The organism is Brevibacillus sp. (assembly GCF_003521185.1).
In the GTDB taxonomy this organism is placed as follows: Bacteria; Bacillota; Bacilli; order Brevibacillales; family Brevibacillaceae; genus Brevibacillus; species Brevibacillus parabrevis.
On sequence record NZ_DOTK01000001.1, the window covers coordinates 1 to 26,476 of the forward strand.

Here is a 26,476-nt window from a genome sequence, read left to right on the forward strand (position 1 = left end):
GGGCGCACCAAAAAGAAAAACCCGACAACATATGCTGTCGGGTTTTTGTACGTATCAGTAAATCCTACGCGTCGATAGAAGCTACAACGCCAGCGCCTACTGTACGGCCACCTTCGCGGATCGCGAAGCGAGTACCTTGTTCCATCGCTACTGGAGCGATCAGTTCAACGGTGAACTCAGTGTTGTCGCCAGGCATGATCATTTCAACGCCTTCTGGCAGTTGGATGATACCTGTAACGTCAGTTGTACGGAAGTAGAATTGTGGACGGTAGTTAGCAAAGAAAGGAGTGTGACGTCCGCCCTCTTCTTTGGACAGAACGTAAACTTCTGCTTTGAACTTGGTGTAAGGCTTAACGGAACCTGGTTTCGCCAAGCATTGTCCACGCTCGATGTCTTTACGGTCTACACCGCGCAAGAGAGCACCGATGTTGTCACCAGCTTGAGCTTGATCCAGCAATTTGCGGAACATCTCAACACCAGTTACAGTGGAAGTTTTTGTTTCTTCAGCCAGACCGATGATCTCAACTGGGTCACCAACTTTAACGATACCGCGCTCTACACGACCAGTAGCAACTGTACCACGGCCAGTGATTGTGAACACGTCCTCAACTGGCATCAGGAAAGGCTTGTCAGTTGCGCGCTCAGGAGTTGGGATGTAGCTGTCAACAGCGTCCATCAGTTCAACGATTTTCTTAGCCCAGTCACCAGTTGGGTTGTCCAAAGCTTCTTTAGCAGAACCTTTGATTACTGGAGTGTCGTCACCTGGGAACTCGTATTGAGACAGCAGGTCACGGATTTCCATTTCAACCAGTTCGAGCAACTCTTCATCGTCTACCATGTCGCATTTGTTCATGAATACTACGATGTAAGGTACGCCTACTTGTTTGGAGAGCAGGATGTGCTCGCGAGTTTGTGGCATTGGGCCATCAGCTGCGGATACAACCAGGATAGCTCCGTCCATTTGAGCAGCACCAGTAATCATGTTTTTCACATAGTCCGCGTGACCAGGGCAGTCAACGTGTGCATAGTGACGGTTGTCAGTTTCGTACTCAACGTGTGCTGTGTTGATTGTGATACCGCGCTCTTTTTCTTCTGGAGCAGCGTCAATCGCAGCATAGTTCATTGCTTTTGCTTTACCTTGTGTTGCCAATACAGTAGTGATGGCAGCAGTCAGGGTAGTTTTACCGTGGTCAACGTGACCAATAGTACCGATGTTAACGTGTGGTTTATTACGCTCAAATTTTTCTTTTGCCATGAGAGCTAAAGCCTCCTTAAATGATAAGGGTTTTATAGGTAAGAAAGGTTTACCCTACCAAGGGTTGTACCTTAAATATTGTAAACCTTTCCTGATTCAAGATAAAGCGGAACCGTAAATTATTCGCCTTTAGATTTCTTAACGATTTCTTCAGCGATGAATTTAGGTACTTCTTCGTAGTGGTCGATCACCATGGAGTAAACGCCACGGCCTTGGGTACGGGAACGAAGAACTGTGGAGTATCCGAACATCTCGGACAGTGGTACCATTGCACGGATTACTTGTGCATTTGCACGAGCTTCCATACCTTCGATACGACCGCGGCGGGAGTTCAGGTCACCCATTACGTCGCCCATGTACTCTTCAGGCATTGTAACTTCTACTTTCATGATTGGCTCGAGCAATACAGCGCCACATTTTTTCGCAGCTTCTTTCAGAGCGAGAGAACCTGCTACTTTAAATGCCATCTCGGAGGAGTCGACATCATGGTAGCTACCGTCTACGATAGTAGCTTTGATATCAACCAGCGGGAAGCCGGCGATAACACCATTTTTCATCGCTTCTTCGATACCCGCTTGTACAGCAGGGATGTATTCGCGCGGTACCACACCACCGACGATTTTGTTTTCGAATTGGAAGCCTTGACCTGGTTCGAGAGGAGCGAACTCCACCCAAACGTGACCGTATTGACCACGACCACCGGACTGGCGAACGAATTTACCTTCCACTTTCGCTTCTTTCCGGAATGTTTCACGGTAAGCTACTTGTGGTGCACCTACGTTCGACTCGACTTTAAATTCGCGTTTCAGACGGTCAACAATGATCTCCAGGTGAAGCTCACCCATACCGGAGATGATCGTTTGACCAGTCTCTTCGTCTGTGCGGGTTCTGAACGTTGGATCCTCTTCAGCCAGTTTGGACAGGCCGATACCCATCTTGTCTTGGTCTGCTTTGGATTTTGGTTCGATCGCAACAGAGATAACTGGCTCTGGGAACTCCATAGACTCAAGGATTACTGGAGCCTTTTCATCACACAGAGTATCACCAGTTGTTGTATCTTTCAAACCTACAGCTGCAGCAATGTCACCGGAGTAAACGATTTGAATCTCTTCGCGGTGGTTTGCGTGCATTTGCAGGATACGACCTACACGCTCACGTTTACCTTTTGTGGAGTTCAGAACGTAAGAACCGGAGTTCAGTACGCCGGAGTAAACGCGGAAGAAAGTCAGACGGCCAACATACGGGTCAGTCATGATCTTGAAAGCAAGAGCAGAGAACGGACCGTTGTCGTCAGCTGGACGTTCAACTTCATCTTCAGTGTCAGGCAAAGTACCTTTGATTGCAGGAATGTCTACTGGAGATGGCAGATAACGAACAACGTTGTCCAGCATAGGCTGAACACCTTTGTTACGGTAAGAAGATCCGCACATTACAGGAGTCAGTTTGCACTCAATTGTACCTTTACGCAGAGCTGCGCGGATTTCGTCGTTGGTCAGCTCTTCGCCTTCCAAGTACTTCATCATGAGCTCTTCGTCTTGTTCCGCAGCTGCTTCAACCAGTGCAAGACGCAGCTCTTCGCATTTGTCTTTCAGGTCAGCTGGGATTTCGGTAGCGTCAGAAGTTTTGCCCAGGTCATCGGTATAGATGATTGCCTTCATTTCGATCAGGTCAACCATACCTTTGAATTGGTCTTCAGCACCGATTGGATATTGAACTGCTACAGGATTTGCACCCAGACGAGATTTGATCTGTCCCAAGCACATATCGAAGTTAGCACCCAAGATATCCATTTTGTTGATGTAGCACATACGCGGTACGCCGTAGCGGTCAGCTTGGCGCCATACGGTTTCGGTTTGCGGCTCAACGCCACCTTTTGCGTCAAAAACGGTTACAGCACCGTCAAGAACGCGCAGGGAGCGCTCAACTTCTACAGTGAAGTCTACGTGGCCTGGCGTGTCGATAATGTTGATACGATGGCCATCCCATTGAGCAGTAGTAGCAGCCGAAGTGATGGTGATACCGCGCTCTTGCTCTTGTTCCATCCAGTCCATGGTTGCTGCACCTTCGTGCACCTCACCAATTTTGTGAACGCGACCGGTGTAGAACAGAATACGCTCAGTCGTTGTCGTTTTACCAGCATCGATGTGAGCCATGATACCGATATTACGCGTATTCGGCAAAGAGAACTCGCGAGCCATTCAGGTATGCTCCTTCCATACTCGAGTTTTTGAATAAACGGGTATCCAAGACGGACACCCGATTCAATTTCCTACCAGCGATAGTGAGCAAACGCTTTGTTCGCTTCAGCCATCTTGTGCGTGTCTTCACGCTTTTTAACTGCTGCACCGGTGTTGTTAGCAGCGTCCATGATCTCGTTAGCCAGGCGTTGTTCCATGGTTTTCTCTCCACGGTTACGGGAGTAGTTAACCAACCAACGCAGACCAAGAGTGGTACGGCGCTCCGGTTTTACTTCGATCGGTACTTGGTAGTTAGCACCACCTACACGGCGAGCTTTAACTTCCAGTACAGGCATTACGTTTTTCAGTGCTTCTTCAAACACTTCCATCGGGTTGCGGCTTGTGCGCTCCTGAATGATGGTGAATGCGTTGTAGAGAATATTTTGCGCTACACCGCGTTTGCCATCCAACATCAGACGGTTAATCAAGCGAGTAACCAGCTTGCTGTTGTAAATAGGATCTGGCAACACGTCACGACGGGTTACAGGACCTTTACGAGGCATCGTATTCCCTCCTTCTTTTCGGTATAAATTCACGCCACTTCAAAGGCGCTTTTCTTATTTCTTTTTCGCTGCTGCAGCTGCTTGACCTGGTTTTGGACGTTTTGTACCGTATTTGGAACGACCTTGTTTACGGTTGTTTACGCCAGCAGTGTCAAGTGCACCACGAACGATATGGTAGCGTACCCCTGGCAAGTCTTTTACACGACCGCCGCGCACCAGCACGACGCTATGCTCTTGCAGGTTGTGGCCAATACCACCGATGTAAGCTGTTACCTCGATTCCGTTTGTCAAACGCACACGAGCGTATTTACGCAACGCGGAGTTCGGTTTTTTCGGAGTCATGGTACCTACACGAGTGCAAACACCACGTTTTTGAGGAGAGCTTTGGTTGGTTTGGCTTTTCTTGAAGCTGTTGTACCCTTTTTGCAAAGCTGGGGACTTAGACTTCACAACCTTGTCCTCGCGACCTTTACGCACCAATTGGTTAATTGTAGGCATGATGTTACCTCCCTTCTTAATACCCAATCTTCAAGACCACAGATCCAGGTGAGTCATTTTTAGGCCAAATAGAAAGTTCTTGTCCATCTTTTACGCATCGCGCAACAGACAAAAACATCGTTAACCACTTTTCTTAATCGCAGCGGTAGCCGCTCCCACTTCAATTCCGCACGCTTTGCCTAGACGGCGCATGGAATCTACATGAATGACTGGAACACCCTTCTCTTTGCAAAGGAGCTCGACTTTTTGGGTCAAACGTCTATCAGCATCAACCGCGATGTACACTGCTTCAACCTGCTGGTTTTCTACAGCTTTCATCGTTTGCTTAACACCGATCGTCAACTCCTTGGCCCGCTCTACTTTTTCATAAGACATGATTCTCATATCCTCCAAAGTACAGATATCAGGCACACTTGAATATAATATCAGGTGGGTTCGCTGTTGTCAACGCCCAACTCATATTTTTTATTCAGGAAGGCGCCCGCCAAAATCTGGCGGACGCCACCCCCACAATTACTCTACAGAAACCGCTTCTTGCTCAGCTTTGAGAGCTTCGAGTTCTGCTTCGTAATCAACCTGACTTGCTACTTTTACATTGCGATAGCGAGACATACCGGTACCTGCCGGAACAAGTTTCCCGATAATCACGTTTTCTTTCAGACCGAGCAGGCGATCCACTTTTCCTTTGATCGCTGCGTCTGTGAGAACGCGCGTTGTCTCCTGGAAGGAAGCCGCCGACAGGAAGGAGTCGGTTTCCAGGGATGCTTTTGTAATCCCCAAAAGAACCGGACGACCCACTGCTGGATTTTTGCCTTCGATGAGAACTTTTGCGTTCGCTTGCTCAAACTCAGGAACTTCCACATAGGAGCCTGGCAAGAGGTCTGTATCTCCGCTGTCGATGACGCGCAGCTTGCGGAGCATCTGACGGATCATAACCTCAACGTGCTTGTCGTTAATTTCTACACCCTGCATGCGGTAAACTTTTTGTACCTCTTGCAAAATGTAGTTGGAAACGCCGCGCATGCCGCGAACTTTGAGCATTTCTTTCGGGTCGACGGAACCTTCCGTGAGCTCGTCACCAGCGCTCAGCTTGACACCAACAGATACTTTGATGCGCGAGCCGTATGGAGCAGCGTACACTTTGTTTTCCGCTTCACCGCGAACTTCGATTTCACGACGGTCTTTACCTTCACGAATGTCGACAACTTCCCCGTCGATTTCGGAAATAACGGCTTGACCTTTCGGATTGCGCGCTTCGAACAACTCTTGAATACGCGGCAAACCTTGGGTAATATCGTCTCCCGCAACCCCACCGGTATGGAAGGTACGCATGGTCAGCTGGGTACCCGGCTCACCAATGGACTGAGCGGCAATAATACCAACCGCTTCCCCAACTTCCACTTCGGCTCCTGTTGCCAGGTTGCGTCCGTAGCAAAGTTTGCAGACACCATGGCTGGTACGGCAAGCAAGTACGTTACGGATGTAGACACTTGTGATGCCCACTTTTTCGATATACTCGGCAACCTCTTCGGAAATTTCCTCGTTGCGGCCGATGATGACTTCTTTTGTTTCCGGGTGGCGGAGTGTCTCGAAGCATGTACGTCCAACCAGACGGTCAGACAGCTTCTCGATTTCTTCACGGCCATCCTTGATCGCTGTAACACGAATACCTTTATCTGTACCGCAATCTTTTTCGCGGACGATCACGTCTTGGGCAACGTCTACGAGACGACGGGTCAAGTAACCCGAGTCCGCAGTACGCAGCGCCGTATCGGCGAGACCTTTCCGCGCACCGTGCGTGGAGATAAAGTACTCCAATACAGTCAGACCTTCACGGAAGTTGGATTTGATCGGCAACTCGATGATTCGACCGGATGGGTTCGCCATCAGACCGCGCATACCAGCGAGCTGAGTGATCTGGGATACGTTACCGCGGGCACCGGAGTTCGCCATCATGAAGATCGCATTGAACTTATCCATGGACTTCATGAGTACCTCGGTTACCTCATCCTTGGCTTTGGACCAGATGGAGATAACGCGGTCATAACGCTCATCCTCAGTAATCAGACCACGGCGGAACTGCGTCATGACAGTTGCAACCTTTTGATCCGCTTCATCGAGGATGTCTTTCTTCTTGCCAGGTACGGCAATGTCCGCTACCGCGATTGTGATACCCGCTTTAGTGGAGTACGTGAAGCCAAGCTCTTTGATTCTGTCGAGAATCATGGAAGTTTTCATCGTGCCGAAGCGACGGAAGCACTCGGAAATGATCGTTCCCAGGAAGCCTTTTTTCACCGCACCCGGATCTGGCAGGTTGCGCACAAACTCGGTTACGTTGGTACCTTTGTCAAAAATAAAGTATTCGTCAGGAACCATGTTTTGTAGGTTCGATTTGGTCGGAACGTTGATGAACGGCAAATCTGGAGGGAAGATCTCGTTGAAGATCACTTTCCCTACTGTCGTTACGATGAGCGCGTTCTGTTGGCGTTCAGTAAAGCTGGTTTTGTTCAGGCGTCTCGCTGGCAAAACGATGCGCGTATGCAAGCTGATGAAGCCTTGCTGGTAAGCAGCGATCGCATCATGAGGATCGCGATAGATCGTACCCTCGCCTTTGTCGCCTTCACGTTCCAGTGTCAGATAGTAAGAACCAAGCACCATGTCCTGGGATGGCGTTACTACTGGTTTACCGTCTTTCGGGTTCAAGATGTTTTGCGCTGCCAGCATGAGGATACGGGCTTCTGCCTGCGCCTCTGCGGACAACGGAACGTGAACCGCCATTTGGTCACCGTCGAAGTCGGCGTTGTACGCTGTACAAACGAGCGGGTGCAAACGGATCGCACGGCCTTCAACCAATACTGGTTCGAAAGCCTGGATACCCAGACGGTGCAAGGTGGGGGCACGGTTCAGAAGCACCGGATGCTCGCGAATCACGTCTTCGAGAACGTCCCATACTTCAGGCTGAACGCGCTCTACCTTGCGTTTGGCGCTCTTGATGTTATGAGCGAGTCCTTTGGAAACGAGCTCTTTCATCACGAACGGTTTGAAGAGTTCCAATGCCATTTCTTTTGGCAAACCGCACTGGTACATCTTCAGATTAGGTCCTACAACGATAACGGAACGACCGGAGTAGTCAACGCGCTTACCGAGCAAGTTTTGGCGGAAACGTCCTTGTTTACCTTTCAGCATGTGGCTGAGAGATTTCAGCGGACGGTTACCTGGTCCAGTTACCGGACGGCCGCGACGACCGTTGTCGATAAGTGCGTCTACTGCTTCCTGCAGCATCCGTTTTTCGTTTTGTACGATAATGTCAGGAGCACCCAGTTCAAGCAGGCGCTTCAGACGGTTATTCCGGTTGATTACGCGACGGTACAGGTCATTCAAGTCGGAAGTGGCAAAACGTCCACCATCGAGTTGAACCATTGGGCGAAGCTCTGGCGGGATTACCGGCAGTACGTCCAGAACCATCCAATCCGGGTGGTTTCCGGAGTTGCGGAATGCCTCAAGCACTTCCAGACGTTTGATCGCACGGTTGCGACGTTGGCCTTGTGCTGTTTTCAGGTCTTCTTTCAACGTTTCCACATCTTTGTCCAGATCGATTTCCGCGAGCAGGCGTTTGATCGCCTCAGCTCCCATCATCGCTTGGAAAGAGTGGCCGTACTTCTCACGATAGTTGCGGTACTCTTTTTCCGAGAGCAGCTGCTTTTTATCGAGTGGTGTATCACCTGGATCAGTTACTACATAAGAAGCGAAGTAAATAACTTCTTCCAGGGAACGCGGGGACATGTCGAGCACCAAGCCCATGCGGCTTGGAATCCCTTTGAAATACCAGATGTGAGAAACTGGGGCAGCCAGTTCAATATGCCCCATGCGCTCACGCCGTACTTTGGCGCGGGTCACTTCCACGCCGCAACGGTCGCACACTACACCTTTATAACGTACACGCTTGTACTTACCGCAATGGCACTCCCAGTCTTTGGTCGGTCCAAAGATGCGTTCGCAGAACAAGCCGTCTTTTTCCGGTTTCAGTGTGCGGTAGTTGATCGTCTCTGGCTTTTTCACTTCCCCGAAAGACCACGAACGGATCTTATCGGGGGAAGCCAAGCCGATCTTCATATATTCGAAGTTGTTCACGTCTATCACAGGGCGTTACCTCCCTTTGTACCGGAATCTTACTCGTCGTTCAAGCTTCCACCTTCGAGAACGAGGTTCAGTTTTTCACCGTTGCCTTCATCCTCATCTTCCATTTCACGCATTTCAATCTCCTGCTCGTCGCCGGACAGGATTTTCACGTCCATACCCAAGCTTTGCAGTTCCTTGATCAGAACCTTGAACGATTCAGGAACACCTGGCTCTGGCACGTTTTCACCTTTGACAATCGCTTCGTACGTCTTCACGCGACCCACGACGTCATCCGACTTGACGGTGAGAATTTCCTGCAAGGTGTAGGCTGCACCGTAAGCTTCCAATGCCCAAACCTCCATCTCCCCGAAACGCTGTCCGCCGAATTGAGCTTTACCACCCAATGGCTGTTGAGTAACGAGAGAGTATGGACCGGTAGAACGGGCGTGAATCTTGTCATCTACCAAGTGAGCCAGTTTCAGCATGTATACGCATCCGACCGTTACACGACGATCGAACGGTTCACCTGTACGTCCATCGTACAAGATGGTTTTACCATCACGGTCGAGGCCAGCCTCTTCCAAAGTCTCGAATACTTCTGCCTGACGGGCACCGTCGAATACAGGTGTCGCCACATGGATGCCGAGAAGCTTCGCTGCCATACCCAAGTGAGTCTCCAATACCTGACCGATGTTCATACGGGAAGGTACGCCCAACGGGTTCAGTACGATTTCAACAGGAGAGCCGTCTGGGAGGAATGGCATATCCTCTTCTGGCATGATCCGGGCAATAACCCCTTTGTTACCATGTCGTCCGGCCATCTTGTCACCCACGGAGATTTTCCGTTTTTGGGCGATGTAGACACGAACCAGTTGATTCACGCCTGGAGGCAGCTCGTCGCCGTTCTCACGCGTAAATACTTTCACGTCTACGATAATACCGGAACCACCATGCGGTACGCGCAGGGATGTATCGCGAACTTCACGGGCTTTTTCCCCGAAAATGGCGTGCAAGAGGCGTTCTTCCGCAGTCAGCTCGGTAACCCCTTTTGGCGTTACTTTACCAACGAGAATGTCGCCGTCTTGAATCTCAGCGCCGACGCGGATAATACCGCGCTCATCCAGGTTTTTCAGAGCGTCTTCCCCGACGTTTGGAATATCGCGGGTGATCTCTTCTGGGCCCAGCTTGGTGTCGCGAGCTTCGGACTCGTATTCTTCAATATGGATCGACGTATAAACGTCATCCTTCACAAGCTTCTCACTCAGGAGAATCGCATCCTCGTAGTTGTAACCTTCCCACGTCATAAACGCAACGATTACGTTACGACCCAATGCCAATTCACCTTTTTCGGTGGAAGGACCGTCACCAATGATGTCGCCTTTTTCAATCCAGTCTCCGCGGCTTACGATCGGACGCTGGTTGATGCAGGTTCCCTGGTTGGAACGGATGAACTTGTGCATTTTGTATTTGTCGATATCGCCAGCAACTTTCTTGCCGTCGATTTCTTTATAGCGGCGAATCCAGATTTCGCGAGCCGTTACACGCTCAACTTGACCCGGATGCTTGGCAACGATCGCCACACCGGAGTCTTGCGCTGCTTTGTGCTCCATACCCGTACCGACGAACGGTGCTTGTGGAATCAAAAGCGGAACGGCCTGCCGCTGCATGTTTGAACCCATCAGCGCGCGGTTCGCGTCATCGTTCTCAAGGAACGGAATGAGCGCCGTCGCAACGGATACAACTTGCTTAGGCGATACGTCCATGAAGTCTACCTTGTCGCGAGGCACGCTCAAGATCTCGCCTTTACGACGGCAGATAACCATGTCGTTCACGAAGCGTCCATCATCATCGAGAGGCTGGTTCGCCTGCGCCACGTTGAAAACATCCTCTTCATCCGCAGTCAGATAGACGATGTCCCTCAACACAAAGCCTGTTTCCGGGTCTACCTTGCGGCGTGGCGTTTCAATGAAGCCGTAGTCGTTAATGCGCGCAAAGGACGACAGGGAGTTGATCAAACCGATGTTTGGTCCCTCTGGCGTCTCAATTGGACACATACGGCCGTAGTGAGAGTGGTGAACGTCGCGCACTTCAAAGCCCGCGCGCTCACGCGTCAAACCACCAGGTCCGAGAGCGGACAGACGGCGTTTGTGCGTCAGCTCAGCCAATGGGTTGGTTTGGTCCATAAACTGAGACAGCTGGGAGCTTCCGAAGAACTCTTTCAGCGACGCAATAACAGGACGGATGTTAATCAGAGCCTGCGGCGTGATTTGGTTCTGATCCTGAATGGACATACGCTCGCGAACCACGCGCTCCATACGGGACAAACCGATACGGAACTGGTTCTGCAAAAGCTCACCCACGGAACGGAGACGACGGTTGCCCAAGTGGTCAATATCGTCAGTGGAACCAACGCCATGAAGCAGGTTCATGAAATAGTTGATCGCCGAAACGATATCCGCCGGCGTAATATGCTTGAAGGATTTATCCACATTTCCGTTTCCGATGACTTTGATGATCTTGCCATCTTCAATCGGAGAGAAAATATTAATGGATTGCAGATGAATCGTCTCTTCTTCCAAAACGCCGCCATGCGTACGAACATCAAGGAAACCAATGTTGGTTTCCAACGCAGGCACAATGCGATCCAGTACGCGGCGGTCAATCATTTGTCCCGCCTCGGCAAAAATTTCGCCGGTTTTGGTATCTACCAATGTTTCAGCCAAACGCTGGTTGTACAGACGGTTTTTCAGATGAAGCTTTTTGTTCATCTTGTAGCGACCTACAGAAGCCAGGTCGTAACGTTTTGGATCGAAGAAACGAGAGATCAAGAGGCTCTTCGCGTTTTCGACTGTTGGCGGCTCACCCGGACGAAGGCGCTCGTAAATCTCGATCAGCGCTTTTTCCGTAGAGTCGGTGTTGTCTTTTTCCAGCGTGTTCTTGATGTACTCATCTTCACCCAGCAAGTTGAGAATCTCGATGTCGGAACCGAAGCCCAGTGCACGCAAAAGAACCGTTACCGGGATTTTTCGCGTACGGTCGATGCGGACATAAATTACGTCTTTCGCATCGGTCTCCAGCTCCAGCCACGCACCCCGGTTCGGGATTACCGTAGCTGTAAACGTCTGCTTGCCGTTTTTGTCCACTTTGGTGTTGTAATATACACTGGGGGAACGAACAAGCTGGCTGACGATTACGCGCTCAGCACCATTAATAATGAAGGTTCCCGTTTCGGTCATGAGCGGGAAATCCCCCATGAAGACTTCTTGTTCCTTCACTTCTCCCGTCTCTTTGTTCAACAAACGTACCTTCACACGCAGAGGCGCCGCATAGGTGACGTCACGTTCTTTCGACTCGTCAACATCGTACTTTGGCTCTCCCAAGCTGTAGTCGATAAACTCCAGCACGAGATTGCCAGTGAAGTCCTGGATTGGCGAAATGTCTTGGAACATCTCACGGAGCCCCTCATCAAGGAACCATTGGTAGGACTTTTGCTGAATCTCGATGAGATTTGGAAGGCCCAGCACTTCGTTAATACGTGAATACGTACGACGCTGGCGGTGTCGGCCACTTTGAATCACTTTACCTGCCAACTTATTCACCCCTCAGGTTGTGTTTTCACACATAGAAACTTGGCATTCGGCAATCTTGCAATTGCAGGCGAACACCTTAAAATAAAAATGGGTTAAAGCAGCATCAACCATTTTTAACCCAGAGAAACTCTATTTTAAAAGAATTCCCATGTTTTTACACAAACATTCCTCTTTCAGGAAAAAAGTAGAAACGCTTGACAAACAGGGAATTACTGAAAAATAGACATTTATCCCATATTGACATTTTATAATGCTACCACAATCAAATATTCACGTCAAGAAAAGTTTTCTAATGATTGTCGCTTGACTATTTGATTGCGCGAAAAATGGAGTAGCCCTTTTCCCGATCCACTTCTATCACTTCACGGTAGGTTTCTTGCAGCTTTTTCAATGCAGACGGGGCGCCTTGCTTTTTCTGAATGACTACCCACATCTCTCCACCTTCAACGAGCAGCTCATGTCCTTCAGTAAAAATGCGATGTACAATTTCTTTGCCCGCCCGAATCGGCGGATTGGTCAAAATGACGTCGTACTGCTCACCTTGCACGGCACTGTAAACATCACTGACCCGCACTTCGATATTTTTGATTCCGTTTCTTTCGGCATTCCGACGAGCCAGGTCAACCGCACGCTCGTTCACATCGATCATCGTCACTTTTCCCTGGTCAGCCAGCGTGGCAGCCGTCAAGCCAATCGGCCCGTAGCCGCACCCCACATCCAAAACCCGAGCGTGACTGCCGATCTCCATGTTTTCGATGAGCAATACACTGCCAAAATCAATCCGGTCCCGGGAAAAAACACCGGCGTCAGTGGTGAAGCGAAGCTCCCTCCCGCGAAGCACAAACGAAAATTGCTGTTCGTCATGCGCCGTTCCCGGTTGACTGGTGTAATAGTGATCTCCCACGTGTGATTCACCCTTCCTCATCGATTGAAAAAAACTCGCCGTCCTCTTACAGAAAAACCCCCTGCCGCAGGCAAGGGGAATTTCTAAAGAAAGCTAACTTACTTCACTTCTACTTGTGCGCCAGCTTCTTCGAGTTTTGCTTTGAGAGCTTCTGCTTCGTCTTTGGAAACGCCCTCTTTGAGTGTTTTTGGAGCGTTGTCTACCAGGTCTTTTGCTTCTTTCAGACCCAGACCAGTCAGCTCGCGAACAACTTTAATAACGTTGATTTTGGAAGCTCCGCCGCTTACCAGGTTTACAGTGAACTCAGTTTGCTCAGCAGCAGCTTCAGCAGCGCCACCAGCAACTACAGCTACAGGAGCAGCAGCAGTTACACCGAATTCTTCTTCAATTGCTTTTACCAAGTCGTTCAATTCGAGAACGGACATGCCTTTGATGGCTTCCAAGATTTGCTCTTTAGACATTTTGAAATCCTCCATTCAATGGATAGTTTTATTGAAACATCAGCCGATCAGACGATTAAGCGCCTTGACCTTCTTTTTGCTCGGCCACTGCTTTGACTGCCAGTGCAACGTTGCGCATTGGAGCTTGCAGGACGGAGAGAAGCATGGACAAGAGACCTTCGCGGGAAGGAAGAGTTGCCAGTGCATGAATTTGTTCAGCACCAACTACTTTGCCCTCAATCACGCCACCCTTGATTTCCAGCTTGTCGTTTTTCTTCGCGAATTCAGCAATAACTTTCGCTGGAGCGATGATATCGTCTTTGGAGAACGCCAAAGCGTTCGGGCCAGTCAGATATTGATCCAGTTCAGTCAAGCTTTCTTTTTCAGTAGCCAGACGAGTCAGGGAGTTTTTCAACACCTGGAACTCAACACCAGCTTCACGCAGTTGTTTGCGGAGCTCGGTAACTTGGGCTACAGTCAGACCGCGGTAGTCAGCCACCACTGTGGTTTGGCTCTCGCGGAGCTTGGCTGCGATTTCGTTGATCGCTTGTACTTTCTCTTCACGAATAACGGTTGGACGAATTTCTGCCATTGTTTACACCTCCCGTGCTCTAATCCTAGAAAATGAAGAATGCCCTCGCAGACATCACGAGGGCATAATGCTCTATCGTCAAAGGAAATCAATGTTTCCTCTTTCGTACATTACACGCCTCGGAGGGATATTAAGCGTTACTCTCGCAAGTACCGCACCTTCTGTCTACGGCATATTCTTTTCATCAACAGGGACTATCTTAACAACTTCCCAAAAGGAAGTCAAGTGTCATTATTTTACAGCTACGCGTACGCCAGGGCCCATAGTGGAGCTCAGGGTTACATTTTTCATGTAAACGCCTTTAGCCGCAGCTGGTTTCGCACGGTTCAGTGCTTCAGTCAGAGCTGCCAGGTTCTCAGCCAGCTTATCAGCATCGAAGGATGCTTTTCCGATAGGAGCGTGGATGTTACCTGCTTTGTCTACGCGATACTCAATTTTACCTGCTTTGATTTCGTTAACCGCTTTTGTTACGTCGAAAGTAACAGTTCCGGTTTTAGGGTTTGGCATCAGGCCTTTTGGACCGAGTACACGACCCAATTTACCTACTTCACCCATCATGTCAGGAGTAGCTACTACGACGTCAAAGTCGAACCAGCCACCTTGAATTTTCGCGATCATGTCTGCATCGCCTACGAAGTCAGCGCCAGCAGCTTCTGCTTCTTTTGCTTTTTCGCCTTTAGCGAATACGAGAACGCGTTGTACTTTACCAGTACCGTGTGGCAATACTACAGCGCCACGGATTTGTTGGTCAGCACGTTTAGGGTCTACACCCAAACGGAATGCTGCTTCAACTGTTTCGTCGAATTTAGCAGTAGCTGCTTTTTTAACCAGCTCAATGCCTTCAACTACTTCGTATACTTTGTTTTTATCAACGAGCTTTACAGCCTCTTGATATTTCTTACCTTTTTTTGCCATGATTTAAATCTCCCTTCAATGTGGTCGTAGCGGTTAATCCTCCCACAGACAGGGGGGCACAACGTCTGTGCCCCCTTGCACTCAAGACAATTAGTCTTCGATTACGATACCCATGGAACGTGCAGTACCTTCCACCATGCGCATAGCCGCTTCCACGGATGCAGCATTCAGGTCAGGACGTTTCAGTTCAGCGATTTCGCGAACTTTATCACGTTTCAGCGTAGCAACTTTTGTTTTGTTCGGTACGCCGGATCCGGACTCGATACCAGCAGCTTTCTTCAACAGAACTGCAGCTGGAGGAGTTTTTGTAATAAAAGTGAAAGAGCGGTCTTCAAACACGGTGATTTCCACCGGAATGATCATGCCAACTTCGCTTTCTGTACGTGCATTGAATTCTTTACAGAACCCCATGATGTTTACACCAGCTTGACCGAGAGCCGGACCTACTGGAGGTGCAGGATTCGCTTTACCTGCTGGGATTTGTAATTTAATTACGCGGATAACCTTCTTAGCCACGTAAGACACCTCCTTACTTCACATGTGGTTATTACGGGGGAATGCCCCCTCCCACCTTATTAAGAAAGTCTCGTAAAAGACTTTCGATCTATAGTGAGAGTGCAAGAAACCCCAGATATTGTTGTGGGATTGTTAAAACAAAATGAAATGTACCACATAGCGCGATACTTTTCAAGTTGAATCCTAATCCAATTTTTGAACTTGTGTAAAGTCTAGCTCCACCGGTGTTTCGCGACCGAAGATGTCCACCAATACGCGAACCTTCTGTCTGTCCGGGTAAATCTCGATAATCTCCCCGGTGCGATTAGAAAATGGACCATCTGTGACGCGCACCATATCGCGGAGAGCAAAATCGACTCTGATCTTGGGAATTTCGATCCCCATTTGCTTGAGAATCGTATCGGCCTCTTCAGGACGCAGCGCTGTCGGCTTGGAGCCAGCGCCCGTGGATCCGACAAAGCCGGTAACCCCAGGAGTGTTTCGCACGACATACCAAGAGTCGTCCGTCATCACCATTTCAACAAGGACGTATCCAGGAAAAACCTTTTTCGTGACGGTGCGCTTTTTGCCATCCTTAGTCTCCACTTCTTCCTCAGTGGGAACGAGAACGCGAAAGATCTTGTCTTCCATGCCCATCGACTCGACGCGCTTCTCCAGGTTCGTCTTAACCTTGTTTTCGTAACCTGAGTACGTATGAACGACATACCATGCTTTTTCCATATCCACCAGGACGTTAACCGTCCGTCCCTCCTAAGACTTGCAAAATTACTTTCCTAGAATCAAATCGATCAAGCGCGAGATTCCCAAATCAACGACGAAGAAGAATATTGCCAGAAGCACAACCGTAATGAGAACAACCAGCGTATACGTGGTCAATTCCTTGCGGTTCGGCCAACGGACTTTCTTTAGTTCGGACATTACGTCGCCAAAGAAATCACCGGTACGGCGAAAACTGGCTCCGATTCGTGCTAAAAAACCCACTTTGCCACCCCCTGACTTCGTCGCATCAACCATTACTTCGTCTCGCGATGAAGGGTTTGCTTCTTGTCACGGGAGCAATACTTTTTCAGCTCAACACGTTCAGTAGTGGTTCGCTTGTTTTTTGTGGAGATATAGTTACGCTCGCCACACTCGGTGCACGCCAACGTGATGTTTACTCGCATTTATTGCCACCTCCATCTCATTTCAAACCTGCTATTCGTTAAATGTACTCAATGACAAATAGTACGGGAAAACCGCTACTTTTTCCTGACCATTTCATTCATCAAAGTAACCATAGAACAGAGAGATAAGAGTCTATGGCTACCTAAATAAATTTATCATACCGAAATACCCATGTCAAACAAAATGACTTGACAAAAAGAAGGGCTTTTGCTTCCATATTCACCCGAAGTCTCGTTATGTACAAAGCTTTTTGGCCCAAATGACGCGAAAAAACAAAAAGAGATTCCCTGTTTTACAGATGAATCTCTCTGCCTTCCAGATAGCGCTCCAGCTTGCGCTTGACGCGTTGCAACGCATTATCGATAGATTTGACATGGCGCTTTAGCTCAACGGCAATTTGCTGATAGGATCGTCCATCCAAATAGAGCATCAGCACCTGCCGCTCCAAATCACTTAAAATTTCACTCATTTTCCCTTCGATGTCATCAAACTCTTCGCGATTGATGAACAGCTCTTCGGGATCGGTTACTTTGGTTCCGGAAATCACATCAAGCAGCGTACGGTCAGAATCCTCGTCGTAAATAGGCTTGTCCAGCGAAACGTACGAATTGAGCGGAATGTGCTTCTGCCTGGTCGCCGTTTTGATCGCCGTGATGATTTGACGGGTAATGCAAAGCTCGGCAAATGCCTTGAACGACGTGAGCTTGTCGCCTCTGAAGTCGCGAATGGACTTGTACAGACCAATCATGCCTTCTTGTACAATGTCTTCGCGGTCAGCCCCAATAAGAAAATAGGATCTCGCTTTGGCACGCACAAAGTTCTTGTATTTGTTGATCAAATACTCCAGAGCTTCGGCATCATTATCGCGAACCAGGTCGACTACTTCTTCGTCGGTCATTAGTTCATATTGGGCATGTTTTAACTCCTTGAGGTCAACGCTCACAAATGATCCCTCCGCCAACCGGTTTCTCCATAGATGACGCTATTATACATGATGCCATAAAAAAGCGTCAACCGAATCCAAGTTATTCCCTTCTCCATTTTTCGAATATTTTCGCTATTTCGTCATTCAGCACAACCCGTTTGGAGAAGCGTTCTTCATGCGTTTTTTGAACCTGTTGCTTGATTTCCTTGCCTGCGTTTTCCATGTCCAGCAATAACTCCCTCGCGGATTTGCGCAAGGCTCCCTGTCCAAAAATAACACGTTGGGATGTGTAGTCAGAAGTCGCTACATAAATTTGTCGATTTTTTTGGTTAAATTCGGAGACAAGCTGTTCAATTTTCTCGTCAGCCGTCTCCTTTTTCTTCGTGAAATAAATTTCAACCAGAAAGTCTTCCATCTGCCGACCGATACCCGGGACGTTGTACGCGTCGAACACGATAATCACTTTTGTCCCGGTATAGCTTTGGTACTCTGCCATTTGGGAGATTAACAGATCGCGCGCCTCAGCCATCCGTTCCTGATCCTTCAAAACGCGCAGCTCTGGCCAGGCACCGATGATATTGTAGCCGTCTACGATCAACAGCTGCTTGGCTTTTCTTTTTGCCATTTTACTTCACCCGCGTCGGAAGTGGACTCCTGGAGCGATATACTTCATACATCAACAAAGCAGCAGCTACAGAAGCGTTCAGAGAGGTCACATTTCCCGCCATCGGAAGGCTGTAAAGGAAATCACAGTTTTCCCGTACGAGGCGACTCATCCCTTTTCCTTCGCTGCCGATGACGATTGCGAGCGGCATCGTGTAATCGCCCTGGCGGAAGTCCTGCTTGGCACTCGCGTCTGTTCCTGCAATCCAGACTCCCCGTTCTTTCAATTCCTCCATCGTGCGCACGAGATTGGTGACGCGCGCAACCGGCACGTAATTGATTGCTCCGGCAGAAGCTTTTGCCACTGTTGCGGTCAGGCTGACCGATCTGCGCTTCGGAATGACTACTCCATGCGCTCCCACAGCATCCGCCGTACGCATGATCGAGCCGAGGTTATGCGGGTCCTCCAGCTCGTCCAGCAGCAAAATAAACGGCTGCTCGCCTTTTTCCTCTGCCCGTTTCAAAATATCGTCCACTTCCACATAATCATAAGCAGCTACCGATGCCACAACTCCCTGGTGGTTGTCCGTCGATACGAGCTGATCCAACTTTTTGCGGTTGGCTGTCGTCACGATGACCCCGTTCTCTTTTGCCAAAGCAAAAACGGGTGCCATCAGATTTTTGTTGGTCCCTTCCGCAACCCAGATTTTATTGATAGTGCGCCCGGACCGCAGCGCTTCAATGACGGGGTTTTTCCCCAAAATCCACTCTTCACTCATGCCTTACTCTCCTTCCACAATAGCAAACGCCTGTTGCACAATTTCTGCGATCCGCTCTTCTTTTCCGCACAAATACAAGTAGCCAATCAGCGCTTCAAAGGCCGTGGCATGCCGGTAGTCGATAATGTCGGCATTTTTGGCGGTAGAACCAGACTTCGCATTCCGTCCCCGCTTCACCACATTCAACTCATCCTCCGGCAATGTCGGCATCAGCGTAAGTAGCACATTGGCCTGTGCCTTGGCTGACACGTAACGATTGGCCGCCTTGTGGAGCTGGTTAGGTTTAACCAGCCCCTTGGCGATTAGATGGTACCGCACGCAATGCGCATAGGTAGCATCGCCCAGAAAGGCGAGCACGAGTGGATTTGTCAGGTTGGGATCTCGGGTCAATTCTTCTTTTTGCATCTTGTTTCTTCGGCCCCTTATTTTCGGCGCCAGCGAACACCTTGTGGCGTGTCCTCAAGCACGATTCCTTTTGCCGCGAGCAAATCGCGAATTTCGTCAGAACGAGCAAAGTTTTTCGCTTTGCGCGCCTCTGTGCGCTCTGCGATCAATGCGTCAATCTCGCTGTCCAACAGCTCTTGCTCTTCTGCAACGATCAGCCCAAGAACCTCTGTCAACTCCACGATCAGCTCCATGTAAGCGCGCACCTCGGCCGCCCCTACATTTTGATGGCGCAAGTACAGGTTCGCTTCCTTCACCACGTCGAAAACGACAGTGATCGCGTTCGCTGTATTGATGTCGTCGTCCATTTCGGCAATGAACCGATCCCGCAATTCCGAAATGATACGCGCCTGCTCCCCGGATTGTCCGTTCGGCTCTTCTTCCCTTGCCGTATCCAGACGGTGGGAAAGGTTTGTATACGCTGTTTTGATGCGATCAAGGCCGTTCGCCGCTTGTTCAAGCAATTCGTAGCTGAAATTGATCGGGTTGCGGTAGTGCCCCTGGAGCATGAAAAAGCGGATCAGCTGGCCTCCGAACTTCCCTACCAGATCGCGGGCAAGCAAAAAATTGCCGAGGGATTTGGACATTTTTTCGTTGTCGATGTTGAGCATCCCGTTGTGCAGCCAGTAGCGGGCAAACACTTTTCCGGTAAAGCATTCGGATTGGGCAATCTCATTTTCATGGTGCGGGAACACAAGATCGGTTCCACCAGCGTGGATGTCAATTTCCTCGCCCAAGAACTTCAGCGCCATAGCCGAGCATTCGATGTGCCAGCCTGGTCTGCCGTCGCCCCACGGGCTGCTCCACGTAACTTCTCCTGGCTTGGCAGCTTTCCAGAGCACGAAGTCGAGCGGATGTTCCTTTTTCTCGTTGATCTCGACGCGAGCGCCTGCCTGCAAATCGTCCAGCGGCTGGTGAGAAAGTTTTCCGTATTCCTGAAAACGTCCGGTGCGGAAGTACACGTCTCCCTCACTCTCGTACGCATAGCCTTTTTCGATCAGCCCTTCGACAAACGAAATGATTTCCGGGATCGTTTGCATCACGCGCGGCTGAATGTCAGGCGGCAGAACATTCAATGTGCCGAGGTCTTGGTTGTATCCATCTGTGTAACGGTCAGCCACTTCCTTGACGGTCGTTCCTTCCTCGTTCGCCACCCGAATCAGCTTGTCGTCCACATCCGTGATATTTTGTACAAAAGTCACTTCATAACCGCGATACTTCAAATAACGGCGAAGCGTGTCGAAAACAATAGCCGGACGAGCATTTCCGATGTGAATGTAATTGTACACGGTCGGGCCGCACACGTACATTTTCACCTTGCCCGGCTCCAAAGGAACGAACGGTTCCTTTCGGCGTGTCATTGTGTTAGTCAGCTGAATGCCCATGGTTCTTTTTATCCTCCCTCAAAAGATCCAATTCTTTGCGCAAATGATCAATTTCCTTTTGCATGAGACGAATCGTGTCTGCAACCGGGTCAGGCATGTTGACGTGGTCCAGATCGTGTTTGACGCGTTTGCCATCCTGAATGACGATGCGCGCCTTGATTCCTACTACGGTCGAATTGGGTGGCACTTCCTGCAAAACGACTGCGCCAGCCCCTATCTTTGAATTATCGCCAATTTTGAAAGACCCCAAAACTTTTGCACCCGTCGCGATAATCACATCGTTGCCGATGGTGGGATGGCGCTTGCCTTTTTCCTTGCCGGTTCCTCCGAGCGTGACACCTTGGTAGATCGTAACATTGTCGCCGATTTCGCATGTTTCCCCGATGACCACGCCCATACCGTGATCGATAAACAATCCGCGGCCAATGCGTGCGCCTGGGTGAATTTCGATCCCTGTGAAAAAGCGAGCGACCTGCGAAACAATCCGCGCGAGTGTACACCACTCGGCCTTCCAGAGCTTGTGAGCAATCCGGTGCCCCCAAATGGCGTGCAAACCTGAATAGGTCATGACAACTTCCAATGCACTGCGTGCTGCCGGGTCTCTTTCAAATACAGCCTGAATGTCATCTTTCATCTGTGCGAACATAGTTGGGTGGCACCTCCTGCCTGGATTTTCTGCTAGATCTAAGGTCGGAAAAATAAAAAACGTCCCTACCCCTTCATCAACACGAAGGGACAGAGACGGGTTATACCGCGGTTCCACTCTGCTTAGATCGCTGTGGCCTCTGGCTAAAAACGGCCAGACAAACGATCTCGCTCTACATCCCGATAACGGCGGGAACCGATGTCACCTACTGGTGTCGTCCGAAGAGTCCGACATGTTCAGCTCACTGCTCACAGGCGCATTTCCGAACAGGGCACGCTGGATGGTTCTCACCCCACCATCCTCTCTGTAAACGTGTAACCTGACGTACTTCTCCTGATCGTCGCATTCGTTTTATATCATGTGCCTTGTTACAGGCTATTTTCCGTTTTCAATCACACGCTGCGCGCGCGCCAATACTTTGTCACGTCCGAGCAGGAATAAAGTCTCAGCCAAATCGCGGCCATGCGCCTGACCTGTTGTGCCAACGCGTACAGGCATGAACAGCGCCTTTCCTTTGTGGCCTGTTTCCTTTTGCACTTCCTTCAACGCCGCTTTGATGACATCCACATTATATGCATCTTGGGCTGACAGGTGTTTCACAAAAGAAGCGAGGACTTCCGGAAGCTGCGGTTCTTTCAGCACCATTGTCGCTTCTTCATCGTACACCACTTCGTCCAGGAAGAAAAGAGCAGCCAGCGGAACGATTTGTGCACAGTAGGACATTTGCTCCTGGTACAGGGCGACAATGCTGCGTACCCATTCCCGTTTGGCGTCAGACAGCGTCTCTTCGATGAAGCCCGCTTTTTGCAGGTGCGGCACGCACATATCTGTAATCAGATCGAGCGGTTGACGCTTCAGGTAGTAGTTGTTCATCCAGTTCATTTTGGTTGCGTCGAATACAGCCGGCGACTTGCTCACGCGCTCCATGGAGAACAGCTTGACCAAATCATCGATGAGGAAAATTTCCTCTTCGCCGCCTGGCGACCAGCCCAACAGGACGAGGAAGTTCACAATCGCCTCCGGCAAGAAGCCGAGATCGCGATATTGCTCGATGAACTGCAAAATGCTCTCATCACGCTTGGACATCTTCTTGCCGTCCTGATTGAGAATCAGCGCCAAGTGAGCAAAGTCAGGAGCTTCCCAACCGAAAGCTTCGTAGATCATCAGTTGTCGAGGCGTGTTGGACAAATGCTCTTCGCCGCGAATGACGTGGCTGATTTTCATCAGGTAGTCGTCGATTACGACAGCGAAGTTATAGGTAGGGATTCCGTCAGGACGACAGATGACGAAGTCTCCCATTTCGTTCGAGTTGAATGTCACCTGTCCGCGGATCAGGTCGTTTACTACGTATTCGCGGTTGTCCGGCACAAGGAAATGAATGGACGGCACGCGGCCTTCCGCTTCATACTGCGCGCGCTGTTCTTCCGTCACATGGCGATGCTTCTCCAAAATCCGCGGAGTCTCCCCGCGCGCCAGTTGCTCTTCGCGCTCTGCATCCAGCTCTTCCTTCGTCGCGTAACAGTAGTAAGCCTTGCCTTCCGCAAGCAGTTGATCGATATATTGGCGGTAAATATCCAATCTCTCGGTTTGGCGGTACGGGCCATAAGGGCCGCCCACATCCGTGCCTTCTTCCCATTCGACTCCGAGCCACTTCAAGTTTTTCATTTGCTCTTCATCGGCATTTTCTTTATTGCGCGTTTGGTCTGTATCCTCGATCCGGACAATAAACGAACCGCCGTGATGTTTGGCAAACAGATAGTTAAAAAGCGCTGTGCGCGCACCGCCGATGTGCAAATGCCCCGTAGGACTCGGCGCATAACGCGTGCGGATTTCTTTCGCCATTGATAGCACCATCCTTGTGAATGTAAAAGGCTATGATCTTTCATGAATACGTTTCTAAGGCTTTATGTTACACCTTGCCCCTTTACTTGACAAGCAAGCATACAGCCTGGGCCGCGATTCCTTCTCCTCTGCCTGTAAAACCGAGCTTTTCCGATGTTGTCGCCTTCACGTTAACCTGGGAAGCATCTTCTGCCTCCAGTACACGGGCGATGACTTCGCACATTTGCGGTATGTAAGGTGCCATTTTGGGAGCTTGCGCGATGATAGTCGCATCGACGTTGCCCAGGCGATAGCCGCGCTCTTTTGCCAGCTTCCACACATGCTCAAGCAACACGACACTGTCCGCTCCTTTGAACGCAGGATCTGTATCAGGGAAATGGCGGCCGATATCGCCTTCGCCAATCGCACCGAGAATCGCGTCACTGATCGCGTGAAGCAGCACATCGGCGTCAGAATGGCCGAGCAGCCCCTTTTCGTACGGAATGGTGATGCCGCCGATAATGCACGGACGGCCTTCTACCAGTTGATGCACGTCAAATCCTTGTCCAATACGCATGAATTACTCTCCCTTTCGCTTTCGCATAATCTCTTCACCCAGCCACAAGTCATCCGGCGTAGTGATCTTGATATTCTCATAGCTTCCCTGCATGACTGAAACCGGATGGCCGAGCCATTCGACCAGCATGGCATCATCCGTACCGAGCTTGCCCGCCTTTTTGGCTGCCTCATGCGCTTCTTGCAGCAAAGACATACGAAAAGCTTGTGGGGTTTGAACCGCCCACAAGCTTTCCCGTGCCGGGGTATCTTCCACAAAGCCTGATGCCCCCACCACTTTTATCGTATCTTTTACAGGTACAGCCATGATCGTAGCCTGATCGCGCTGCACCTGTCTGATCATGTCACTGATCTGCTGCTTGGTAACGAATGGCCGTGCCGCATCGTGAACAAGCACGTAGGTACAGGAGGTTGCCAAGGCAGCCAAACCGTTTCTGACGCTGTCCTGCCGCTCATTGCCGCCCAAGGCGACCGTTACTGGCAAGTTTTCGGCCTTGAGCAAGGCCAGCACGTCAGCGTAGTCCGGCTCGCTCACTACCAGTACGATCTGGTCGATGTCCTGATGCGAGGCGAAAAGGCGAACTGTGTGAGCCAAAATCGGTTCTCCGGCAAGCGGCAACCATAGTTTGTTCCGGTGGCCGCCCATTCTTTTCCCCGAACCGGCAGCAACGATCACGACACCCGTACTCACTTTTTCATTCTCTCCCGTCTTGTGCTTCTCGTCTCTTCTTACAGTGCTCTTTCCAAGAGCTTCGGCTTCGCGAAAATCATTCGTCCCGCAGACGTTTGCAGTACACTGGTGACCAGTACATCCACGTCGTTGCCAATGTATTCGCGTCCGCCTTCCACGACGATCATCGTGCCGTCATCGAGATACGCGACGCCCTGACCGTGCTCTTTTCCATCCTTGATGACCTGCACGTTCATTTCTTCCCCTGGCAAGACGACAGGCTTCACGGCATTCGCCAAATCGTTGATGTTCAATACAGCCACGCCTTGCAATTCGCATACTTTGTTCAGGTTGAAATCGTTGGTGACAACTTTGCCGTTCATGACCTTCGCCAGCTTGATCAGCTTGCTGTCCACTTCGGATACTTCTTCAAAGTCGCCTTCCCAGATTTGAACCTTGACCTTCATTTCCTTCTGAATCTTGTTGAGAATATCCAAGCCTCGACGGCCGCGATTTCGTTTCAGTACATCAGAAGAATCGGCAATGTGTTGCAGTTCCTCCAGGACAAAGCCCGGAATGACCAGTACGCCCTCCAAAAAGCCCGTACGGCAAATATCTGCAATGCGTCCGTCAATAATGACGCTCGTGTCCAAAATTTTGTGCTCGACATTTGTTGCTGTTGCAGCCTGTTCCTTTTTCTTATCCTTGCGTCCAATCGAGAAAACCGACATAATCTCGTCCCGCTTGCGAAATCCTACCTGAAAGCCCAGATAGCCAAGCAACCCGGAAACAACCAGCGGCAACAGATCACCTATTACCGGAAACGGAATTTTACTGATGGGCAGGAATAATAAAAAGGCAACAATAAGACCACTAATCAACCCCATCGCTCCGAACATCACGTCAACAATCGGCATTTTGACGAGAGTCTCTTCTCCCCAGCGAACTACTTTCAAGACGTAGTCCAAAAGCCAATTAGCTAAAAAGAAGAACAGAATGGCACCAAGTACCGCCCCAATATATTGCGCTCCACCAACTACTCCAAAATTCAAAAGCGGGTTAAGCAGCGAAAACAGTTCGGCACCGTATTGGTAGCCCAAGCCACCGCCAACCAAGACAAAAAAGATTTTTCCTATGCGGCGTACCATGCCTTCACCTCCTTTTATTAATATAGACAGAAGCCTTTGAGTAAAACCCTGTAACTTTCCAAATAGCGAAATTGCTTCATTGTCGCTTTCCCTCACTATAGCAAAAATGATTTTACCATGTCAAATAGCCAAAAATTTTAACATAGTTGTCATTTTCCCGTCAACCTCAAACACCTGTTTCCTTCTCGGGCAAATTGACAGCGACCAGACTCCCTTCTTATAATGGCAGTAACACAATGAGCGAAAATTGTGACGATACGATCAGCCTAAAGCAGAGGTGAATTGATATGGACAAACGAAATGTAGACGACTTTCAAACGCAAGTATCAGAGCTTTTGATCCGACATCGAAGCGTACTGGACGTCATGTCCAAAGTTCAGGAGACGGCATCTCGCATCAATCGCTCCCTGACCAAAGCCATCACCGAATGCGGTTGTGTTGAAGTGGTAGCCAAAAAGCAAAGTTACGATTCCAGCAAAAACCTGGAGGAGAACAAGTCCCACCTGGACACTCACTTTAACGGCCCACTATGCGAGCATTGTCGCGATGTAGTCACAGCAGAGCTTGGCAAAAATCTTTTTTACCTGACCGCCTTGTGCAACATCACAGACATCAAGCTGGAAGACGTCCTGCAAAAAGAGGCAAACCGGCTGAATACCCTGGGCGTGTTCAATCTTTCTTAACCCCACACTCGTATTACGAATGAACCCTACGAAAAGTTGCATAATCGAGTAGGAGGGGGCGAC

At 49.8% G+C, this 26,476-nt stretch carries 26 protein-coding genes and 2 other annotated features; of the genes, 1 reads left to right on the forward strand and 25 read right to left on the reverse strand.

Annotated elements, in window-relative coordinates:
• Positions 1 to 64: 64 nt before the first annotated feature.
• The 25 genes from tuf to DEP07_RS00125 form a co-directional block, all read right to left on the reverse strand.
• Positions 65 to 1,255, reverse strand: a complete 1,191-nt coding sequence (gene tuf, locus DEP07_RS00005; RefSeq protein ID WP_122966804.1) for an elongation factor Tu — start codon at positions 1,253 to 1,255, stop codon at positions 65 to 67.
• A gap of 119 nt (positions 1,256 to 1,374) precedes the next feature.
• On the reverse strand, positions 1,375 to 3,453 hold the full coding sequence (fusA, locus tag DEP07_RS00010) for an elongation factor G (RefSeq protein ID WP_063231113.1): 2,079 nt from the start codon (positions 3,451 to 3,453) through the stop codon (positions 1,375 to 1,377).
• A gap of 71 nt (positions 3,454 to 3,524) precedes the next feature.
• Positions 3,525 to 3,995, reverse strand: a complete 471-nt coding sequence (gene rpsG, locus DEP07_RS00015) for a 30S ribosomal protein S7 (RefSeq protein ID WP_063231114.1) — start codon at positions 3,993 to 3,995, stop codon at positions 3,525 to 3,527.
• Positions 3,996 to 4,049: 54 nt separating this feature from the next.
• Positions 4,050 to 4,493, reverse strand: a complete 444-nt coding sequence (rpsL, locus tag DEP07_RS00020; RefSeq protein ID WP_005828873.1) for a 30S ribosomal protein S12 — start codon at positions 4,491 to 4,493, stop codon at positions 4,050 to 4,052.
• Between the two features lie 120 nt (positions 4,494 to 4,613).
• Positions 4,614 to 4,868 carry a 50S ribosomal protein L7ae-like protein gene (locus tag DEP07_RS00025; protein WP_122966806.1) on the reverse strand — a complete coding sequence of 85 codons (255 nt, stop codon included), beginning with the start codon at positions 4,866 to 4,868 and terminating at the stop codon, positions 4,614 to 4,616.
• 138 nt (positions 4,869 to 5,006) lie between these two features.
• On the reverse strand, positions 5,007 to 8,633 hold the full coding sequence (gene rpoC / locus DEP07_RS00030) for a DNA-directed RNA polymerase subunit beta' (protein WP_063231116.1): 3,627 nt from the start codon (positions 8,631 to 8,633) through the stop codon (positions 5,007 to 5,009).
• Between the two features lie 29 nt (positions 8,634 to 8,662).
• Complete coding sequence (gene rpoB / locus DEP07_RS00035) at positions 8,663 to 12,202, reverse strand: DNA-directed RNA polymerase subunit beta (RefSeq protein WP_122966807.1); 3,540 nt, start codon at positions 12,200 to 12,202, stop codon at positions 8,663 to 8,665.
• Positions 12,203 to 12,509: 307 nt separating this feature from the next.
• Positions 12,510 to 13,106 carry a class I SAM-dependent methyltransferase gene (locus DEP07_RS00040; protein WP_122966808.1) on the reverse strand — a complete coding sequence of 199 codons (597 nt, stop codon included), beginning with the start codon at positions 13,104 to 13,106 and terminating at the stop codon, positions 12,510 to 12,512.
• A 98-nt stretch (positions 13,107 to 13,204) separates the two neighbouring features.
• On the reverse strand, positions 13,205 to 13,567 hold the full coding sequence (gene rplL, locus DEP07_RS00045; protein WP_063231119.1) for a 50S ribosomal protein L7/L12: 363 nt from the start codon (positions 13,565 to 13,567) through the stop codon (positions 13,205 to 13,207).
• Positions 13,568 to 13,622: 55 nt separating this feature from the next.
• The gene (gene rplJ, locus DEP07_RS00050; RefSeq protein ID WP_063231120.1) at positions 13,623 to 14,138 is read right to left on the reverse strand and encodes a 50S ribosomal protein L10; all 516 of its coding nucleotides are present in this window, start codon (positions 14,136 to 14,138) and stop codon (positions 13,623 to 13,625) included.
• A gap of 24 nt (positions 14,139 to 14,162) precedes the next feature.
• Positions 14,163 to 14,327 (reverse strand) — a sequence feature (ribosomal protein L10 leader region).
• Positions 14,328 to 14,369: 42 nt separating this feature from the next.
• Positions 14,370 to 15,053, reverse strand: coding sequence for a 50S ribosomal protein L1 (gene rplA / locus DEP07_RS00055; protein WP_122966809.1), 684 nt, complete (start codon positions 15,051 to 15,053; stop codon positions 14,370 to 14,372).
• Positions 15,054 to 15,143: 90 nt separating this feature from the next.
• Positions 15,144 to 15,569 carry a 50S ribosomal protein L11 gene (rplK, locus tag DEP07_RS00060; RefSeq protein ID WP_005828886.1) on the reverse strand — a complete coding sequence of 142 codons (426 nt, stop codon included), beginning with the start codon at positions 15,567 to 15,569 and terminating at the stop codon, positions 15,144 to 15,146.
• Positions 15,570 to 15,752: 183 nt separating this feature from the next.
• Positions 15,753 to 16,289, reverse strand: coding sequence for a transcription termination/antitermination protein NusG (gene nusG, locus DEP07_RS00065; protein ID WP_063231122.1), 537 nt, complete (start codon positions 16,287 to 16,289; stop codon positions 15,753 to 15,755).
• A 45-nt stretch (positions 16,290 to 16,334) separates the two neighbouring features.
• On the reverse strand, positions 16,335 to 16,583 hold the full coding sequence (secE, locus tag DEP07_RS00070; RefSeq protein ID WP_063231123.1) for a preprotein translocase subunit SecE: 249 nt from the start codon (positions 16,581 to 16,583) through the stop codon (positions 16,335 to 16,337).
• The gene (gene rpmG, locus DEP07_RS00075) at positions 16,583 to 16,732 is read right to left on the reverse strand and encodes a 50S ribosomal protein L33 (RefSeq protein WP_003392018.1); all 150 of its coding nucleotides are present in this window, start codon (positions 16,730 to 16,732) and stop codon (positions 16,583 to 16,585) included. Before rpmG ends, secE begins: the two co-directional genes overlap by 1 nt.
• 293 nt (positions 16,733 to 17,025) lie before the next feature.
• On the reverse strand, positions 17,026 to 17,676 hold the full coding sequence (gene sigH, locus DEP07_RS00080; RefSeq protein ID WP_005828894.1) for an RNA polymerase sporulation sigma factor SigH: 651 nt from the start codon (positions 17,674 to 17,676) through the stop codon (positions 17,026 to 17,028).
• An 82-nt stretch (positions 17,677 to 17,758) separates the two neighbouring features.
• Positions 17,759 to 18,283: an NYN domain-containing protein gene (locus DEP07_RS00085; RefSeq protein WP_122966810.1), complete on the reverse strand. Its 525-nt coding sequence runs from the start codon at positions 18,281 to 18,283 to the stop codon at positions 17,759 to 17,761.
• Position 18,284: 1 nt separating this feature from the next.
• The gene (rlmB, locus tag DEP07_RS00090; protein WP_063231125.1) at positions 18,285 to 19,040 is read right to left on the reverse strand and encodes a 23S rRNA (guanosine(2251)-2'-O)-methyltransferase RlmB; all 756 of its coding nucleotides are present in this window, start codon (positions 19,038 to 19,040) and stop codon (positions 18,285 to 18,287) included.
• A 3-nt stretch (positions 19,041 to 19,043) separates the two neighbouring features.
• On the reverse strand, positions 19,044 to 19,445 hold the full coding sequence (locus DEP07_RS00095) for a Mini-ribonuclease 3 (protein WP_063231126.1): 402 nt from the start codon (positions 19,443 to 19,445) through the stop codon (positions 19,044 to 19,046).
• Between the two features lie 17 nt (positions 19,446 to 19,462).
• Positions 19,463 to 20,869, reverse strand: coding sequence for a cysteine--tRNA ligase (cysS, locus tag DEP07_RS00100; RefSeq protein WP_173599890.1), 1,407 nt, complete (start codon positions 20,867 to 20,869; stop codon positions 19,463 to 19,465).
• Positions 20,850 to 21,515, reverse strand: a complete 666-nt coding sequence (gene cysE / locus DEP07_RS00105) for a serine O-acetyltransferase (protein ID WP_063231128.1) — start codon at positions 21,513 to 21,515, stop codon at positions 20,850 to 20,852. Before cysE ends, cysS begins: the two co-directional genes overlap by 20 nt.
• An 88-nt stretch (positions 21,516 to 21,603) precedes the next feature.
• Positions 21,604 to 21,865 (reverse strand) — a binding site (T-box leader).
• Between the two features lie 25 nt (positions 21,866 to 21,890).
• Positions 21,891 to 23,357 carry a glutamate--tRNA ligase gene (gltX, locus tag DEP07_RS00110; RefSeq protein WP_242773178.1) on the reverse strand — a complete coding sequence of 489 codons (1,467 nt, stop codon included), beginning with the start codon at positions 23,355 to 23,357 and terminating at the stop codon, positions 21,891 to 21,893.
• 82 nt (positions 23,358 to 23,439) lie between these two features.
• Positions 23,440 to 23,913, reverse strand: coding sequence for a 2-C-methyl-D-erythritol 2,4-cyclodiphosphate synthase (gene ispF, locus DEP07_RS00115; RefSeq protein ID WP_063231130.1), 474 nt, complete (start codon positions 23,911 to 23,913; stop codon positions 23,440 to 23,442).
• 3 nt (positions 23,914 to 23,916) lie between these two features.
• Positions 23,917 to 24,603 (reverse strand): 2-C-methyl-D-erythritol 4-phosphate cytidylyltransferase, encoded by a 687-nt coding sequence (ispD, locus tag DEP07_RS00120; RefSeq protein WP_287101950.1) that lies wholly within the window; start codon positions 24,601 to 24,603, stop codon positions 23,917 to 23,919.
• A gap of 38 nt (positions 24,604 to 24,641) precedes the next feature.
• Positions 24,642 to 25,730 carry a PIN/TRAM domain-containing protein gene (locus tag DEP07_RS00125; protein ID WP_122966814.1) on the reverse strand — a complete coding sequence of 363 codons (1,089 nt, stop codon included), beginning with the start codon at positions 25,728 to 25,730 and terminating at the stop codon, positions 24,642 to 24,644.
• A 287-nt stretch (positions 25,731 to 26,017) separates the two neighbouring features.
• Here DEP07_RS00125 and DEP07_RS00130 point away from each other — a divergent pair, with 287 nt between their 5' ends.
• On the forward strand, positions 26,018 to 26,413 hold the full coding sequence (locus tag DEP07_RS00130) for a hypothetical protein (protein ID WP_063231133.1): 396 nt from the start codon (positions 26,018 to 26,020) through the stop codon (positions 26,411 to 26,413).
• The last annotated feature ends 63 nt before the right edge of the window (positions 26,414 to 26,476 follow it).